This window comes from Miltoncostaea marina (assembly GCF_018141525.1).
GTDB classification, from domain to species: domain Bacteria; phylum Actinomycetota; class Thermoleophilia; order Miltoncostaeales; family Miltoncostaeaceae; genus Miltoncostaea; species Miltoncostaea marina.
Map to the genome: position 1 here is coordinate 995,856 of NZ_CP064655.1, position 15,669 is coordinate 1,011,524.

Consider the following 15,669-nt stretch of genomic DNA (forward strand, 5'->3'; position numbering starts at 1 on the left):
GGGCCGTGCCCCGTCGCCCGTACAGCCGAGCCTGGACCCACGGGTATAGAGCGGACCGGCGGACTGGCGCACGATCGCGGGCATGCCGATCCGCCAGAAGCGAGCATTCGTTCAGGGCGCCGTCATGGTGCTCGTCGCGGCGCTCGCCGCGCTCGCGGCCCTCCCCGCGGGGGCGGCCGCGGCCGGCGGCCCCGGCACGATCACGACCGTCGCCGGCGGCGGGAGCGGGGGCGACGGCCTCGCAGCGACCGACGCCGAGCTGCGCAAGCCGCGCCGGGTCGCGCCGCTGCCCGACGGTGGCTTCCTCGTCGTGGAGTTCGGCGGCGGGGCGACGTACGGCGACGGGCGGGTGCGCCGGGTGTGGCCGGACGGCACGATCACCACCGTCGCGGGCACCGGCGTGGAGGGCTTCGGCGGCGACGGCGGCCCGGCGATCGAAGCGCGGATGAGCGGCCCGACCGACGTGGTGCTGACGGGCGACGGCGGCTTCCTGGTCGCCGACGAGTTCAACCACCGGGTGCGGCGCGTCGGCGCGGACGGCGTCATCTGGACGGTCGCGGGATCGGGCGCCGAGGGCTGCGGCCGCCAGAGCGGGCGCGCGCTCGACGCCCGCCTGACCTGGCCGCGCGGCCTGGCGGTCGAGCCCGGCGGGCGCGGCTACCTCGTGCTCGACGAGAACTGCGGGCAGGTGCACCGGGTGACCGCCGGCGCCGACGCCCGGATCGGCACCGGCGACGACCTCATCGCGACCGTCGCGGGTCGCGGCGGCGACGGCTTCTCGGGCGACGGCGGGCCGGCCACGGCCGCGCAGCTCCACGCGCCGCGCGGCGTCGCCGCGCTGCCCGGCGGAGCGTTCCTGATCGCCGACTCGCTCAACCACCGGGTGCGGCGGGTGGGGGCCGACGGCGTCATCAGCACCGTGGCGGGCACCGGCGCGAACGCGATCGCCCCCGACGGCGGCCCCGCGACGCAGACGCCGCTCGCGACCCCGCGCGACGTCGAGGCCGCCCCCGGCGGCGGCTTCCTGATCGCCGAGAGCGGGGCGAACCGCGTCCGGCTGGTGGGCCCGGACGGTCGCATCACGACGATCGCCGGCGCGGGCGGCCCGGTCGCGGCCACGTCCGGCGACGGCGGGCCGGCGGTCGACGCGGAGCTGGCGGAGCCGCACGGCGTCAACGTGTCGCCGGACGGCGACGTGTACGTCTCGGGGGCCGGCCTGCTCGACCTCGGCGCGCGCCACTACCGGGTGCGGCTGGTCCAGGGGCCGCTGCCGAGCGCCCCCGGGTCGCCGCCCTCCTCCCAGCCGCCGCAGCCGCCGCCACTGCCCGGCGCGCCGCCGGTCGTCGAGGCGCCGCCCGCCCCGGCGCCCGCGACGGCGCCCGGGCCGGTCGCCCCGGCGGTGGCGCCCGCGGGGGCGGCGGCCCCGGCCGAGGCGCCGCTGGGACTGCGGCTGACGCTGCGCGGCCCGCGCCGCGCGGCCGCCGGCGGGCGGGTGGTCCTGCTGATCCGGTCGGCCCGGCCGATCGCGGGCCGCCGGGTGGTGGTCGAGGTGGGGCGGCGGGTGGCCGTGCGCGGGCGGGTCGCGTGGAGCTTCCGCCGCGTGCGCGTCGTGCGGCCCGCCGGGCGGGCGGCGACGGTGGCCGTGCGGGTGACCGGCCCGGGCGCGCGCCGCGCCCGGATCCTGTGGAGCGAGGGCGGGCGCCTGCGTCGCGCCGCCGTGACGATCGCGGCCGGCGCGCCGGCCGGGAGGGGGGAGCGATGAGCCGGGCCACCGTGCTCGTGCTGTGGACCGGCTACCCGGCCGGTGCGAACGCCGTCCACGAGCTGCGCCGCGCGGGCTTCCGCGTGATCGGCGCCCACGAGGAGGGTCGGATCGACGGCCGGTCCCCGGCCTGCCCGGCCCCGCGCCGCTATCCGTCGCCCGACGCGGCGCCGACGCGCTTCCTGGCGTGGGTGGCCGACGTCTGCCGGGCCGAGGGGGTGGACGCCGTCGTCCCGATCGACGAGGACATCGTGCGCCTGCTCGCCGAGCGGGGGGCCGAGATCGGCCCCGTCGTGATCGTCGGGCCCACGGCCCACCAGTACGCGACGCTGTGCGACAAGCGCCGGCTCGCCGAGACCGCCGCGGCGCTCGGCCTGCCGACGCCCCGCACGGTGGAGGTCGACGCGGCGGGGCCGGACGGCCCGTGGCCGCCGCTGCCGTCCATCGTCAAGCCGCGCACCTCGCGGTCCGACGTGGCGAAGCCGCGCGCGGTCGCGACGGCGGCCGAGCGTGACGCGTACGTGGCCGAGCTCGTCGCCGACGGCCACGCCGCCATCGTCCAGGAGCGGATCGTCGGGCCGCGCTGGGTGGTCCAGAGCGTCCGCGGAGCCGGGGTCTTCGAGTTCGTCCCGCTGCGCGTCCTGCGCGAGTGGCCGCGGGGCGCCGGGCTGGCCGCCCTGAAGCGGGCGGACGCCGCGCCGGCCGAGCTGGTCGCGTCGGCGAAGGCGCTCCTCGACCACGTCGGCTACGTCGGCCCCAGCGGCGTGAGCTTCATGGAGCGCGAGGGCCGCTTCCACCCGCACGACGTCAACCTGCGCCTCGGGGCGACGAGCAGCGCGTCGGTCCACGCCGGCTTCCACTTCCAGCGGCGGGCCGTCGAGGTCGCGCTCGGCATCGGCGGCGTGCCGTTCGACGGCCTCGCGCGCACCGGCCCCTACATGCGCCTCGACCTCGAGGTCCAGGCGCTGGTCGAGGCCCTCCGGCGGCCCGGCGGCGAGCGGCCCGGCGCCGTGCTGCGCGCCGTGGCCGCGGTCGCGCTCGACTCGCGCGGCCGGCTCGACCCCTCGCCCCTCAACCCCTTCTGGGCCGCTGCCCTCGCCGGGTCCGTCCTGCGCCGTGCGCTGGGGCGGGCGCGCCGGGGCGCGGCCCCGCCGTCCACGACCACACGACCGCTCCCACAGCGATTCCTGGAGGAGTCCCAATGATGGAACAGGCGCTCGGCACGACGACCCGCGAGGCGCTCCTGCCGATGCTGGATCGCGTCACCTGCTCGGCCATGGTCGACGCGATGGCGCAGCGGTACGACCACCCGGCGCACATCCTCGACCTGGTCAGCCCGACCCCCGGGCGGGTGCTCTTCGGCCCGGCGGTGACCATCCGCTTCATGCCGGTCCGGCGCGACGTCCAGCACCCCGTGCGCAACAACTTCGCCTCGCTCTTCTACCGCGCGATCGCGCGCGGCGGGATCGGCGCGGTGCTCGTGATGTCGAGCGGGGGCCACCCCGTCTCCGCACTGGGCGGCGGCCGCAAGCTCTCCCGGCTGCGCCACACCGGCCTGGCCGGTGTGCTCGCCGACGGGCGGCTGCGCGACTTCGCCGCGCTCGGCGGCTACCCCTTCGCCACCTACTGCCGCGGCGAGACCGTCCGCCAGGGCGGCAACCTCGTGATGCCGGTCGAGCCGGACGTGCCCGTCGAGGTGGGCGGCGTCGGCGTGCTGCCGGGCGACTGGATCTACGCGGACGCGACCGGCGCGGTCGTGGTCCCGGCGGCCGACATCGTCGGCGTGCTGGAGGACGCGGCGCGCTTCGAGGAGCGCGATGCCGCCTCCGCCGAGCGGATGATCCACGAGGACCCGGCCACCGTGATCGCGCAGGGGGAGGCCCGATGAGCGCGCCGCACCGGGTCACCCTGATCCCCGGCGACGGCATCGGGCCCGAGGTCGTGGGCGCGACCCGCCGGGTGCTCGAGGCCACCGGCGTCGCGTTCGACTGGGACGTGCAGGCGGTGGGCGAGGGCCCGCTGGAGGCCCTGGGCACGCCGCTGCCCGACGCCGTCCCGGCGTCGGTGATCGCCAACCGGGTCGCCCTCAAGGGCCCGGTCACGGCGCCGAAGGTCAAGGGCTTCCGCAGTGTGAACATCGGCCTGCGCCGGGCGAGCGGCATGTTCGGCAACGTCCGTCCCTGCCGCTCGTACCCGGGCGTGCGCTCGCGCTACGAGGACGTGGACGTGGTCGTCGTGCGCGACGTGAGCGAGGACCTCTACGCCGGCGTCGAGGCGTTCGCCGGCTCGCCGGAGGCGGAGGCGCTGGTCGCCGCCCTGCGCGACGTGCTCGGGGTGACGATCGCCGACGGCTCCGGCCTGACGATCAAGGCGATCTCCGAGGCCGCGAGCCGCAGGATCGTGGAGTACGCCTTCGACTTCGCGCGACGCTCCGGGCGCACCCGCGTCACGGCGGTGCACAAGGCGCCGGTCATGAAGGCGACCGACGGGCTCTTCCTGGAGGTCGCCCGCGAGGTGGCCGCGGCGAACCCCGACATCGCGTTCGACGACCGCGCCGTCGACATCATCTGCACGCAGCTCGTCCAGCGGCCGCAGGAGTTCCAGGTGCTCGTGATGCCGATGCAGTACGGCGACATCCTGAGCGACCTCTGCGCGGGCCTGGTGGGCGGCGCCGGCATGATCCCCGGGGTCAACGTCGGCACCGACGCGGTCCTGTTCGAGCCGGGGCACGGGAGCGCCCCCCACCTGGCGGGGACCGACCGGGCCAACCCGATGGCCACGATGCTCTCGGGCGTCCTGATGCTGCGCCACCTCGGCGAGGCCGACGCGGCCGACCGGCTCGAGGGCGCGATCGCGGCGGTCCTCGCCGAGGGGCGACACCTGACCTACGATCAGCGGCCGCGACGCGACGACCCGGCCGCCGCCCGCACCTCGGAGGTCGCCGACGCGGTGGCCCGGCGGCTGGAGGCAGGCGCGCCCGTCGCGGCCCGATGAGCCTCGGGGTGACGGCGCTCGCGCCGCCGCGCACGCTGCGCCGCGCGGCGCGGGCGCCCCGGCGGATCTCGTCGGGGCTCGGGCGCAGCGCGCGGTGGATCGGGGGCGCCGCGCGGGCGCACGACGCCTCCGTGGCGCGGGTGGCGCTGCGCGCGGCCCGCCTGCGCGCGCGTGGCTGGCGGCTCGGCGACATGGCCCTGCTGGGGCTGCTCGACCCGGTTGGCGGGGCGGACGCCGAGCGATGGGCGCTGCGGCGCCGCGAGTTCCTGCGGCTCCAGGAGGCGCTCAACCCGTCCGACGCCGTCCGCATGTTGGAGGACAAGGCCTGGTTCGCCGCGCGCTGCGAGCGCCTCGGGCTGCCGGCGGCGCCGGTGGCGCTCGTGCTGGAGCGGGTGCCGGGCGACGCCGGGACGGCCGACGCCTGGGCCGCCGCCCTCGAGCGGGGGGCGCCGGACGAGCTGGTCGTGAAGCCGGTCGAGGGCGCGCTCGCGACCGGCGTGCGCGTGCTGCGCCGCGACGCCGGCGGGGTGGCCGGCCGGGACGGCCGGCGCCGGACGTGGGCCGGGCTCGCCGCCGAGCTCGCGGCCGAGCCGGCCGGGGGCTTCCTCGTGCAGCCGCGGCTGCGGCCGGAGCCCGGGCTGCGCCGCCTGAGCGGCAGCGACGCGCTGCAGTGCCTGCGGGTCGTCACGCTGCTCGGCGACGACGGGCGGGCCCGGGTGCTCTACACCGCCCTGCGGATCGCCGTCGGCGCCGCGGAGGTCGACTCGTTCCGCGCCCGCTGGGCCGGGACGACCGGCAACCTGCTGGCGCGGGTCGAGGAGGACGGGCGCCTGGCGACCCCGATCGGCGCGGCGCCGGGCGGGTTCGGGCTCGTCCGCGTCGCCCGGCACCCCGACACGGGCGCGCAGCTCGCGGGCGCGCCGGTCCCACAGGCGCGCGAGGCGCTCGCCCTCGCGCTGCGGGCCGCGGAGGCGTTCGCGCCCGTGCGCACCGTCGGCTGGGACGTGGCGCCCACGGCCGACGGCCCGGTGGTCGTCGAGGGCAACCCCTGGTGGGGCGCGACCGCGGACCCGGACGGCGCGCTGCTGCCGGTGCGCGCCGCGCTCCTCGAGGCGGTCAGCGGACCAGCAGCCAGACCGCCACGGCGACGCCGATCGCGATGACCGCGATGCGCAGGATGTGGTCTGGGAGCAGCCGGGCGACGCGCGCGCCCGCGTAGCCGCCCACCAGGGTGGCGGGCGCGAGCGTCGCCACCGCCGCCCAGTCGACCGGCGCGACGAGCATCAGGGCGGGCGCGCCGATCGCGTTGGCGGCCAGGATGAGCGCCCGGTTGAGCGCGTTGAGCCGCCCGAGCCGGTCGACGATGCCGAGCGCCAGCACGGCCAGGATCAGCACGCCCGCCGCCGCGCCGAAGTAGGTGGAGTAGGCCGCGCCCAGGAAGACGGCCGCCAGCAGGGCGGGGGAGGGCGCGGTGCGCGGCTCGGTGGACTCGGCGAGCCGCCGGCGCAGCCGCGGCTGGACCGCCAGCAGCGCGCAGGCCAGCAGCACGAGCCACGGCACCACGGCCTCGAAGGCGTCCTCGCCGCCCAGGGCCAGCGCGGCGACGCCGGCGCCCGCGCCGGCCGCCGTGACCGGCAGCAGCGCGCGCAGCCGGGGGCCCTGCCCGGCGAGGTCGCCCCAGTAGCCGCCGACGATGGAGACGTACCCCGGCAGCTGGGCGATCGTGTTGGTCACGTTCGCCGTCAGGGGCGACATGCCGGTCGCGATGAGGACGGGGAACGACAGGAGTGACCCGCCGCCCGCGATGGCGTTCACCCCGCCGGCGAGGATGCCCACGCCGACGAGGAGCAGGACGTCAGCCGTCACCCAGCACGAGCGGCCAGACGATCAGGACGACCACCAGCAGCACCACGAGCCCGATGACCAGGGCCGCCCGGCGCGCGGCCGCGACGGTCTGGCGGCCGCCGTGGGCCGCGCGGTCCTCCCGCAGGTGCAGGACCACGTCGCGCGCCACCTTCGCGACCACGCCGGCGACGACGACGGCGAAGCCGATCAGGATGACCCATGCGGTCACGTCCGTACGGGCGGCGCTGGGGCGCCGGCCAGGCGCTCGGCCACGGCCAGCGCCAGGCGCACGCCGAACCCGGTCCCCCCGGCCGAGGTCATCGCCGTGCCGGCCACGTCGAGGTGGCACCAGGGCAGGCCCTCGGTGAACTCGCGCAGGAACTGGGCGGCGTAGACCGGGCCGGCCTGGCGCTTGTTCGAGGAGTTGGTGAGGTCGGCCACCGTGCTCTCGATGAGCGGCGCGTACCGCTCGTGCATCGGCATGGGCCACGCCAGGTCGCCCGACGCCTCGCCGGCGGCCCGGACCGTGGCGGTCCACTCCTCGTCCGAGCCGAACAGGCCGGCGTAGACCTCGCCCAGCGCCACGACGATCGCGCCCGTCAGGGTGGCGAAGTCGATCATGCGGGTCGCGCCCTGGCGGGCGGCGTAGGTCAGGGCGTCCGCCAGGATCAGGCGGCCCTCGGCGTCGGTGTTGATCACCTCGACGGTGCGGCCGTTCATGGCCGTCACCACGTCGCCCGGCTTGACCGCCCGTCCGCTCGGCAGGTTCTCGGTGGAGGGCACCACGGCGAGCACCTCCACGGGCAGCCCGAGCGCGGCGATGAGGGCGGTGCCCTCGATCACGGCCGCGCCGCCCCCCATGTCCATCTTCATCTCCTCCATCCCGTTGGAGGGCTTGATGGAGATGCCGCCGCTGTCGAAGGTGACCGCCTTGCCGACCAGGCCGAGCACCTCGCCCGGCCGGGCCGTCTCCGGGCGGTAGCGCAGCACGATCATGCGCGGCGGCTCGTCGGAGCCCTGGGCCACCGCCAGCAGCGCGCCGGCGCCGAGCTTCTCCAGCTCCTTGCGGCCGAGCACCGTGCACTCGAGCCCGGGCGTCTGCGCCGCCAGGCGCTCGGCGTGGGCGGCGAGCATGGTGGGGGTGAGGTGGTTGCCCGGCGTGTTGACCAGGTCTCGGGCGCCGTTGACGGCCGCCACGACCCGGTCCGCCCGCTCCACGTCCGCGGTGCGCACCGCCGGGTGGTGGACCATCAGCCGCGACGGCGGCGCGGGCTCGTCGTCGCCCGACTTGAAGCGGCGGAAGCGGTAGAGGCCGGTGCCCAGGCCCTCCACGAAGGCCGCGGCCTCCGCGGGGCCCGACCCGGGCGGCGGCACCAGCGCGACCCGCTTCGCCGGCGCGCGCTCGGTGGCCGACGCCACCGCGCGCCCGGCCGCGCGCCAGTCGTCGGCCGAGCCCTCGCCCACGCCCACCACCGCCACGCGCGGCGCGCGAAGGGCGGGGCCGGCGTGGAAGACGGTCAGGCTGCCCGGCTCGCCCTTCACCTCGCCGTCGGCCACCGAGCGGGCGATCGCCCCGTCGAGCGCGGCGTCGGCCTCGGCGGCGGGGCCGGCGAGCGGCGAGGGCTCCGCCGGGACGCAGACGACCAGGAGCTCGCCCTTCACCGTGGCGAGGTCCGTGGCGTTCCTGACCGAGCTGCGCATCCCATCCTCCGGCGGTCGACGACGCCGCGGACTCTACGACCTGGCCGTCGGGCGGGCCGCGGGGGTGTGGGATACTCCGTCGCCCCGCAGGATCCCGGAGGAGCGCAGAGAGGTGGACCGTCCCATCCGCGTCGTGATCGCCAAGCCCGGCCTCGACGGCCACGACCGCGGGGCGAAGATCATCGCGCGCAGCCTCCGCGACGCGGGCATGGAGGTCATCTACACGGGCCTGCACCAGACGCCCGAGCAGATCGCCGCCACCGTGGTGCAGGAGGACGCCGACGCCGTCGGCCTGTCGATCCTGTCGGGCGCCCACATGACGCTGGTGCCGCGGGTGCTCGACCTGCTGCGCTCCGAGGGCGCGGGCGACGTGGTCGTGATGGTCGGCGGCACCATCCCGCGCGACGACATCGAGCCGCTGCGCGAGATGGGCGTGGGCGCCGTCTACACGCCCGGCGCCCCGGTCGGCGAGATGGTCGAGTTCATCGAGCGCTCCGTGCCGGGGGCCCGCGCCGGCGCCTGAGCGCCCCGCGGCGCCCGGGTGTCGTCCGTCCCCGGCGCACCGCCGCGCGGTCCGGCGCTTTCCGACCCGTTAGGGTACGCCGGATCACACTCTCGATCTGCTGGGGGGCTTGATGAAGATCGCGGTCTGCGTGAAGGAGGTTCCGGACGCCGGACCCTCGCGCCGGATCGACCCGGGCACCATGCGGATGGACCGCTCAGGTGACCGGTCGCTGAACGCCTACGACCTCAACGCGGTCGAGGAGGCCATCCGCCTCCGCGACGCGGCGGGCGGGGGCGAGGTCGTCCTCGTCTCCGTGGGGCAGAGCAAGGCGCTGGAGTCGATGCGCAAGGGGCTCGCGATGGGCGCGGACCGGGCCGTGCTGGTCACGGACGACGCGGCCGCCGGGTCGGACCTCGTGGCCACGAGCCGCGTCCTGGCCGAGGCCGTGAAGGCCGAGTCGCCCGACCTCGTGCTCTTCGGCCAGCAGGCGACCGACGGCGACGGCGCGGTCATGTGGGCCGCGGTGGCCGACCGCCTGCGGATGCCGGTCGTCTCCCAGATCTCGGAGCTCGAGGTCGCCGACGGGACGGCCACCGCGAAGCGGCAGACGGAGTTCGGCTACGACACCATCCGGACGCCGCTGCCGGCCGTCCTGGCGGTCGCCGACTCGCTCAACGAGCCGCGCTACCCCTCGCTCAAGGGGATCATGGGCGCCAAGAAGAAGCCGCAGGAGACGAAGGGCCTGGCCGACGTGGGCGTCGACCCGGGCCAGGCCGGCGAGGCGGGCTCGCGCACGAAGGTGCTCGGCCTGAGCGAGCCGCCGTCCCGCGGGGACACGGTCAAGATCGAGGACGAGGGCGACGCCGCCCAGAAGATCCTCGACTTCCTCGTCGAAAGGAAGCTGGTTTGAGCACCCTCGTCTTCCTGGAGCACCACGGCTCGGCGATCCAGAAGGGCTCGCTCGGCGTGCTCTCCAAGGCCGCGCAGATCGACCCCGACACCTCCGCCGTGGTGATCGGCTCGGGCGTCGCCGGGCTGGCGGCCGACGCCGGCCGGTACGGCGCCACCACCCTGTACGTGGCCGACGACGCCGCGCTGGAGGCGCCGCTGCCCCAGCCGCGCGTGGACGTGATCGCGCGCCTGGTGCAGGAGAAGGGCTTCGACACCGTGCTCTTCGCCGCGTCGGTGCTGGCCGCGGACGTCGCGGGCGCCCTGTCAGCGCGTCTCGAGGCCGGCCTCAACTGGGACCTCAGCGACATCGAGTCGCGCGACGGCGAGCTGGTCGGCAAGCGCTCGGCGCTCGGCGACACCGTGCGCGCGGACGTCGGCTGGACCTCCACGCCGCGGCTGGCCATGTTCCGCGCCGGCTCGTTCGACCCGTCCGAGACGGGCGGCGAGGCGTCGGTGGAGCACGTGGCCGTGGGGACCGAGGACTTCTCGACGCAGGCGGTCATGGTCGAGCAGGCCCACGCGGAGCAGTCCGGCCCCTCGATCGAGGACGCGGACATCCTGGTGACCGGCGGCCGCGGCCTCGGCGACCCGGAGGGCTTCAAGCAGCTCGAGGAGCTCGCCAAGGCGCTCGGCGGCGCGGTCGCGTCGACCCGCGCGGTGGTCGACTCGGGCTGGTACCCGTACGCCACCCAGGTGGGCCAGACGGGCAAGGTCGTCTCGCCGAAGCTCTACATCGGCGCGGGCGTCTCCGGCGCGATCCAGCACAAGGTCGGCATGCAGACCTCGCAGACGATCGTGTCGATCAACAAGGACCCCAACGCGCCGATCTTCGAGTTCAGCGACCTCGGCGTGGTGGGCGACCTCAACGCGATCGTCCCGCAGCTGACGGAGCTGGTGAAGGCCCGCAAGGGCTGACGCCGGCTCGTCGGGACCGCGCTCCGGAGGCGCCCCTCGGGCCCTCCGGAGCGCCCCGGCCGCGCTTGCGCGGTCGTCTAGACTCGATGACAGCGATCGATCCACACGGGTCGGTGACACCCCTGCTCCGATGAGGCGCGCATGAAGACCGACATCCACCCCGAGTACGTCACCGCCCACGTCCGCTGCACGTGCGGCAACGAGTTCGAGACCCGCTCCACGAAGCCGGAGATCAAGGTCGAGATCTGCAGCAACTGCCACCCGTTCTACACCGGCAAGCAGAAGCTGGTGGACTCGGGCGGCCGCGTCGAGCGCTTCCAGCGCAAGCTGGCCCGGAGCCGGCGCGGCGCCTAGCAGCCCGCCGGTCCGCGGCCGCCGCGGGGGCGTCCTCCCGTGAGCACCGACGCGCGAGCGCTCGTCGAGCAGATCATGCGCACGCGGGCGGAGCTCTCGGAGGCGCTCGCCGACCCGGAGCTGCCGTCCGACCGCGCCCGGTTCGCGACCGTCAACAAGCGCTGGTCCGACCTCGCCGCGGCCTTCGAGCTGGCCGAGCGCTGGCAGGACGCCGCGGAGCGGCACGCCGAGGCCGAGGCCCTGCTCGCCGAGGAGGACGACCCCGACGTGCGCGGGCTGCTCGACGAGGCGCGCGCTGAGCTCGACGACCTCGGCCCGCGCATCCGCGAGGCGATGGTCGAGCCCGACCCCGACGACGACCGCGACACGCTCGTGGAGATCCGCGCGGCGGCCGGCGGCGAGGAGGCCGCCCTGTTCGCGCGCGACCTGCTGGACGTCTACTCGCGCTACGCCGAGTCGCGCGGCCTGCGGGCCGAGCTGCTGGCGACGGCCGACGCCGACGCCGGGGGCCTGCGCGAGGCGACGCTCGCCGTGAAGGGGCGCGGCGCCTACGCCGTGTTCAAGCACGAGGCCGGCGTCCACCGCGTGCAGCGCGTGCCGGCCACCGAGAGCCAGGGGCGGATCCACACCTCGACCGCCACCGTCGCCGTGCTCCCTGAGGTGGAGGACGTGGACGTGACCATCGACCGCAACGACATCAAGCGCGACGTCTACCGCTCGAGCGGGCCCGGCGGCCAGAGCGTCAACACCACCGACTCCGCCGTGCGCCTGACCCACCTGCCGACCGGGATCGTGGTGTCCATGCAGGACGAGAAGAGCCAGCTGCAGAACTTCGAGCGCGCGATGCGCGTGCTGCGCGCACGGCTCTACGAGCGCGCGCGCGCCGAGCGGGAGGCCGAGATGTCGAAGGCGCGCAAGTCGAGCATCGGCTCGGGCGACCGCTCGGAGAAGGTGCGCACCTACAACTTCCCGCAGAACCGGGTCACCGATCACCGCGTGGGCGTCACCGTGCCGCTGCGCGAGCAGGTGCTCGTGGGCAACCTGGCGGCGATCACCGACGCCCTGGCCGCCGAGGAGCGCCGGCAGCGCCTCGAGGAGCAGACGGGGGACGGCGCGTGAGCCCCGACCCGGACCTGCTGCGCATCGAGTTCCTCGGGCTGACGATCCGCCACGAGGAGGTCGACCTGCCGCGTGAGGACCTCGCCGCCTTCTTCGCGTCGGTGAGCGACCGCTACGGGCTCTCGCGGCTCGAGTTCCACTCCGACCCGGGCGCCACGTTCTCCGGGCCGGAGGGCGCCGAGTTCGTGCTGCGCCCGTCTCAGACCGCCTCCTGCGGGGTCACCGGGATGGGCTACCGCGAGGGCGCCCAGCGCCTCATCGGGCTGGTCGACGAGGCGCTCGAGCGGTACGGCATCGAGGAGGTCTGGGTCGAGGACGTCACGGTGGTGGCGGTCTGGGACGTCGAGGAGCCCGAGGCGGCGCGCCGGCTGCTGACCGACGAGGTGCTCGGCGTCGACGAGGAGCGCCTGGCGCTGCTCGGCGGCGACGACGTCGCGCTGGGCCTGCGCATCTGGCGCCGCACCGGCGAGGCCACGCTCGAGTGCGCCGTCGAGCCGGTGCACTCCGAGCCCTCGAAGGTCTACATCCGGCTGGTGCAGAGCGGCGGCGACGCGCTCTCGGACGCGGGCGGGTTGCGCGAGGCGGCCGACGGCGTGGTCGACTTCCTGACCGGCCCGCTGACGGAGTTCATGACCGCCCGGGCGCGCCGGTAGGCGCGACCGGAGCGCCGGCGCGGCACGTGGGCGGCCCGCTCACCATCGGCGAGATCCTGCGCCGCAGCACGGCCTACCTGGCCGAGCGCGGGTCGCCCTCGCCCCGCCTCGACGCCGACCTGCTGCTCGCCCACGTGCTCGGGGTGGAGCGGCTGGCGCTCTACACCGACTCGGAGCGGCCGCTGACCCCCGCCGAGCTGGGCCGGGCGCGCGAGCTGCTGGCCCGGCGGGGCCGGCGCGAGCCGATGGCCTACATCACCGGCGCCCGGGCGTTCCGGCGGCTGCGCCTGGCGGTCGGCCCGGCGGTGCTCGTGCCGCGGCCCGAGACGGAGCTGCTCGTCGAGTGGGCGCTCGAGGCGGCTCCGGCGGGCGGGGCGGCGCTCGACTGGGGCACGGGCAGCGGGGCGGTGGCGCTCGCGCTGGCCGACGAGGGCGACGGCCTGCGGGTGACCGCGCTCGACCGCTCCGGTGAGGCGCTCGCGCTCGCGCGGGCCAACGGCGAGGCGCTGGGCCTGGAGGTGGAGTGGCTCCGCTCCGACGGCTTCGCCGCGCTGGACGGCCGCCGCTTCGACGTGATCGTCGCCAACCCGCCGTACCTGTCCGACGCCGACCTGGCGGCGGCGCCGCCCGAGCTGGGCTTCGAGCCGCGGGGCGCCCTGGTGGCCGGGCCCACCGGCCTCGAGCAGATCGACGCCATCGCCGGCGCCGCCCCGCGCCACCTGGCGCCCGGGGGGCTGCTGCTCGTGGAGGTCGGCGACGGCCAGGCCGGCGCCGCGCGCGCCGCCCTCGCCGGCGCCGGGCTGGTCGACGTGGCCGCCCGCGACGACCTGGCGGGCGTGGCGCGCGTCGTGGGCGGGCGGGCCCTGTGACCGCCGGGCTGCGGGAGGCGCTGCTCGCGGGCGGCGTGGCGCTGGTCCCGACCGACACGGTCTACGGGCTCGCCGCGGCGCTCGACTCGCCGGAGGGCGTCGCGGCGCTCTACGCCCTCAAGGGCCGCCCGCGCGAGCAGCCGTGCCAGGTGCTGCTGGCGACGCGCGCGCTGCTCGACGAGGCCCTCGCTGCGCTCGACGGGCGCACCCGGCGGGCCGCGGCGGCGCTGTTGCCGGGGCCGGCCACCTGCCTGGTGCCCGACCCGGCGGGCCGCTACGCGGCGGCCGCCGGCGCCGAGCCGGGCGCCGTGGGCCTGCGCGCCCCCGCGGGGGTGGCGGCGCTCTCCGCGCTCGACGTCCCCCTGGTCGCCACGAGCGCCAACATGCCCGGCGGGCCCGACCCGGCCGTCCTGGCCGACGTCCCGGCCGACCTGCGCGCGGCCGTCGCGGTCGCGGTCGACGCCGGCCGCCTGCCGGGCACGGCGTCCGCCGTGGTCGACCTGCGGCACGTGGCCGGCGGGGGCGCCGCCGCGCTGCTGCGGCCGGGGCCGGATCCCGCGGCCGTGGAGCGGGTGCTGGCGGCCGAGGGCGTCCCGCTCGTGCGCCCGCGGTGACGGTGTACCCTCGGAGGCCGCGCCGATCCACCACTTCCGCCTGGGGGCGAGCCGAGTGAGCTTCATCGACGACGACAGCTACCTGTCGCAGGACATCGCGGACGCCGATCCCGAGATCGCCCGCCTGCTCGCCGCCGAGGCCGAGCGCCAGGGCGAGACGCTCGAGATGATCGCCAGCGAGAACTTCACGAGCCACGCGGTCCTGCAGGCCGTCGGCTCGGTGCTCACCAACAAGTACGCCGAGGGCCTCCCCGGGCGCCGCTACTACGGCGGCTGCGAGGTGGTGGACCAGGTCGAGCAGCTCGCCATCGACCGGGCGCTCGAGGTGTTCGGCGCCGACCACGTCAACGTGCAGCCCCACTCGGGCGCGACCGCCAACGAGGCCGCCTACTACGCCGTGCTGCAGCCGGGCGACCGCGTGCTCGGCATGTCGCTCTCGCACGGCGGCCACCTCTCGCACGGCCTGAAGGTCAACTTCTCGGGGCGGCTGTACGCCTTCCACCACTACGGCGTGCGCCGCTCGGACTGCCGCATCGACATGGACCAGGTGCGCGACATGGCGCGCGAGCTGCGCCCGGCGCTGATCGTGGCCGGCGCGTCGGCGTACCCGCGCGTCATCGACTTCCCGGCGTTCCGCGAGATCGCCGACGAGGTCGGCGCGCTGCTGATGGTCGACATGGCCCACATCGCCGGGCTGGTCGCGGCCGGCGTGCACCCGAGCCCCGTCGGCATCGCCGACATCGTCACCACCACGATCCACAAGACGATCGGCGGGCCGCGCGGCGGCATGGTGATGTGCACGTCCGAGCTCGCGGCGAAGATCGACAAGGCGGTCTTCCCGGGGCTGCAGGGCGGCCCCCTGATGCACGTGATCGCCGGCAAGGCGGTCGCGCTGGGGCACGCGCTCACGCCCGAGTTCCGCGAGCGCCAGCGGGCGGTGGTCGACAACTGCCGCGCCCTGGCCGAGGGGCTGCTGGCGGGCGGGGTGAACCTGGTGAGCGGCGGGACCGACAACCACCTGGTGCTGGTCGACCTCTCGGGCACGCCGATGACCGGCAAGGACGCCGAGGAGCGGCTCGACCGCGCCGGCATCACGGTCAACAAGAACGGCGTGCCGTTCGACGAGCGTCCGCCGACGATCACGTCGGGCCTTCGCATCGGCACACCGGCGCTCACGACGCGCGGCCTGCGCGAGCCGGAGATGCGCGAGATCGCCCGGATCATCGCGGCGGCGCTCGACCCCGCCGCGACGGAGGCCGACCTCGAGGCGCTGCGGGCCCGCTCGCGCGCGATCGGGGAGCGCTTCCCGCTCTACCCGCGCCTCGGGGCGGGCACGGCGGTCTGACCCGGAGGAGGCCCCCGGGGCCTCCTCCGGTCATCCCCGATC

Annotated in this window: 17 protein-coding genes; 14 read left to right on the top strand and 3 right to left on the bottom strand. The window is 76.6% G+C overall.

Annotation, left to right across the window (positions count from 1 at the left end):
* The first annotated feature begins 82 nt into the window (after positions 1–82).
* From ITJ85_RS04955 to ITJ85_RS04975, 5 genes are read left to right on the top strand one after another with little or no spacing between them, the layout of a single operon-like run.
* Entirely contained in the window at positions 83–1,762 is a 1,680-nt protein-coding gene (locus tag ITJ85_RS04955) for an NHL repeat-containing protein (RefSeq protein WP_217915249.1), read from the top strand.
* Complete coding sequence (locus ITJ85_RS04960) at positions 1,759–2,967, top strand: ATP-grasp domain-containing protein (RefSeq protein WP_217915250.1); 1,209 nt, start codon at positions 1,759–1,761, stop codon at positions 2,965–2,967. Before ITJ85_RS04955 ends, ITJ85_RS04960 begins: the two co-directional genes overlap by 4 nt.
* Entirely contained in the window at positions 2,967–3,650 is a 684-nt protein-coding gene (locus ITJ85_RS04965; RefSeq protein WP_217915251.1) for an RraA family protein, read from the top strand. The genes ITJ85_RS04960 and ITJ85_RS04965 overlap by 1 nt, the downstream gene beginning before the upstream one ends.
* The gene (locus ITJ85_RS04970; protein WP_217915252.1) at positions 3,647–4,756 is read left to right on the top strand and encodes an isocitrate/isopropylmalate dehydrogenase family protein; all 1,110 of its coding nucleotides are present in this window, start codon (positions 3,647–3,649) and stop codon (positions 4,754–4,756) included. The genes ITJ85_RS04965 and ITJ85_RS04970 overlap by 4 nt, the downstream gene beginning before the upstream one ends.
* A gap of 8 nt (positions 4,757–4,764) precedes the next feature.
* Positions 4,765–5,919, top strand: a complete 1,155-nt coding sequence (locus ITJ85_RS04975; RefSeq protein WP_217915253.1) for a sugar-transfer associated ATP-grasp domain-containing protein — start codon at positions 4,765–4,767, stop codon at positions 5,917–5,919.
* Here the strand turns inward: ITJ85_RS04975 and ITJ85_RS04980 are convergent.
* Genes ITJ85_RS04980 through ITJ85_RS04990 form a run of 3 tightly spaced genes read right to left on the bottom strand, consistent with a single transcriptional unit; the run spans position 5,873 to position 8,302 of the window.
* Entirely contained in the window at positions 5,873–6,622 is a 750-nt protein-coding gene (locus tag ITJ85_RS04980; RefSeq protein ID WP_217915254.1) for a sulfite exporter TauE/SafE family protein, read from the bottom strand. The genes ITJ85_RS04975 and ITJ85_RS04980 overlap by 47 nt on opposite strands.
* The gene (locus ITJ85_RS04985) at positions 6,612–6,830 is read right to left on the bottom strand and encodes a hypothetical protein (protein WP_217915255.1); all 219 of its coding nucleotides are present in this window, start codon (positions 6,828–6,830) and stop codon (positions 6,612–6,614) included. The genes ITJ85_RS04980 and ITJ85_RS04985 overlap by 11 nt, the downstream gene beginning before the upstream one ends.
* Complete coding sequence (locus tag ITJ85_RS04990) at positions 6,827–8,302, bottom strand: leucyl aminopeptidase (protein ID WP_217915256.1); 1,476 nt, start codon at positions 8,300–8,302, stop codon at positions 6,827–6,829. The genes ITJ85_RS04985 and ITJ85_RS04990 overlap by 4 nt, the downstream gene beginning before the upstream one ends.
* 112 nt (positions 8,303–8,414) lie before the next feature.
* Between ITJ85_RS04990 and ITJ85_RS04995 the strand changes: the two genes are divergently transcribed.
* From ITJ85_RS04995 to ITJ85_RS05035, 9 genes are all read left to right on the top strand, one after another.
* A complete protein-coding gene (locus ITJ85_RS04995) occupies positions 8,415–8,825 on the top strand; it encodes a cobalamin B12-binding domain-containing protein (protein WP_217915257.1) in 411 nt (136 codons plus the stop codon).
* A 112-nt stretch (positions 8,826–8,937) separates the two neighbouring features.
* Positions 8,938–9,717: an electron transfer flavoprotein subunit beta/FixA family protein gene (locus ITJ85_RS05000; RefSeq protein WP_246496367.1), complete on the top strand. Its 780-nt coding sequence runs from the start codon at positions 8,938–8,940 to the stop codon at positions 9,715–9,717.
* Positions 9,714–10,673: an electron transfer flavoprotein subunit alpha/FixB family protein gene (locus ITJ85_RS05005; protein WP_217915259.1), complete on the top strand. Its 960-nt coding sequence runs from the start codon at positions 9,714–9,716 to the stop codon at positions 10,671–10,673. The genes ITJ85_RS05000 and ITJ85_RS05005 overlap by 4 nt, the downstream gene beginning before the upstream one ends.
* A 141-nt stretch (positions 10,674–10,814) precedes the next feature.
* Positions 10,815–11,027 carry a 50S ribosomal protein L31 gene (rpmE, locus tag ITJ85_RS05010; RefSeq protein WP_217915260.1) on the top strand — a complete coding sequence of 71 codons (213 nt, stop codon included), beginning with the start codon at positions 10,815–10,817 and terminating at the stop codon, positions 11,025–11,027.
* Positions 11,028–11,102: 75 nt separating this feature from the next.
* Positions 11,103–12,146, top strand: a complete 1,044-nt coding sequence (prfA, locus tag ITJ85_RS05015) for a peptide chain release factor 1 (RefSeq protein ID WP_217915929.1) — start codon at positions 11,103–11,105, stop codon at positions 12,144–12,146.
* Complete coding sequence (locus tag ITJ85_RS05020; protein ID WP_217915261.1) at positions 12,143–12,799, top strand: hypothetical protein; 657 nt, start codon at positions 12,143–12,145, stop codon at positions 12,797–12,799. The genes prfA and ITJ85_RS05020 overlap by 4 nt, the downstream gene beginning before the upstream one ends.
* Positions 12,800–12,825: 26 nt before the next feature.
* Complete coding sequence (gene prmC / locus ITJ85_RS05025; RefSeq protein WP_217915262.1) at positions 12,826–13,668, top strand: peptide chain release factor N(5)-glutamine methyltransferase; 843 nt, start codon at positions 12,826–12,828, stop codon at positions 13,666–13,668.
* Complete coding sequence (locus ITJ85_RS05030) at positions 13,665–14,282, top strand: L-threonylcarbamoyladenylate synthase (RefSeq protein ID WP_217915263.1); 618 nt, start codon at positions 13,665–13,667, stop codon at positions 14,280–14,282. Before prmC ends, ITJ85_RS05030 begins: the two co-directional genes overlap by 4 nt.
* Before the next feature lie 55 nt (positions 14,283–14,337).
* Complete coding sequence (locus tag ITJ85_RS05035) at positions 14,338–15,627, top strand: serine hydroxymethyltransferase (RefSeq protein ID WP_281412226.1); 1,290 nt, start codon at positions 14,338–14,340, stop codon at positions 15,625–15,627.
* The last annotated feature ends 42 nt before the right edge of the window (positions 15,628–15,669 follow it).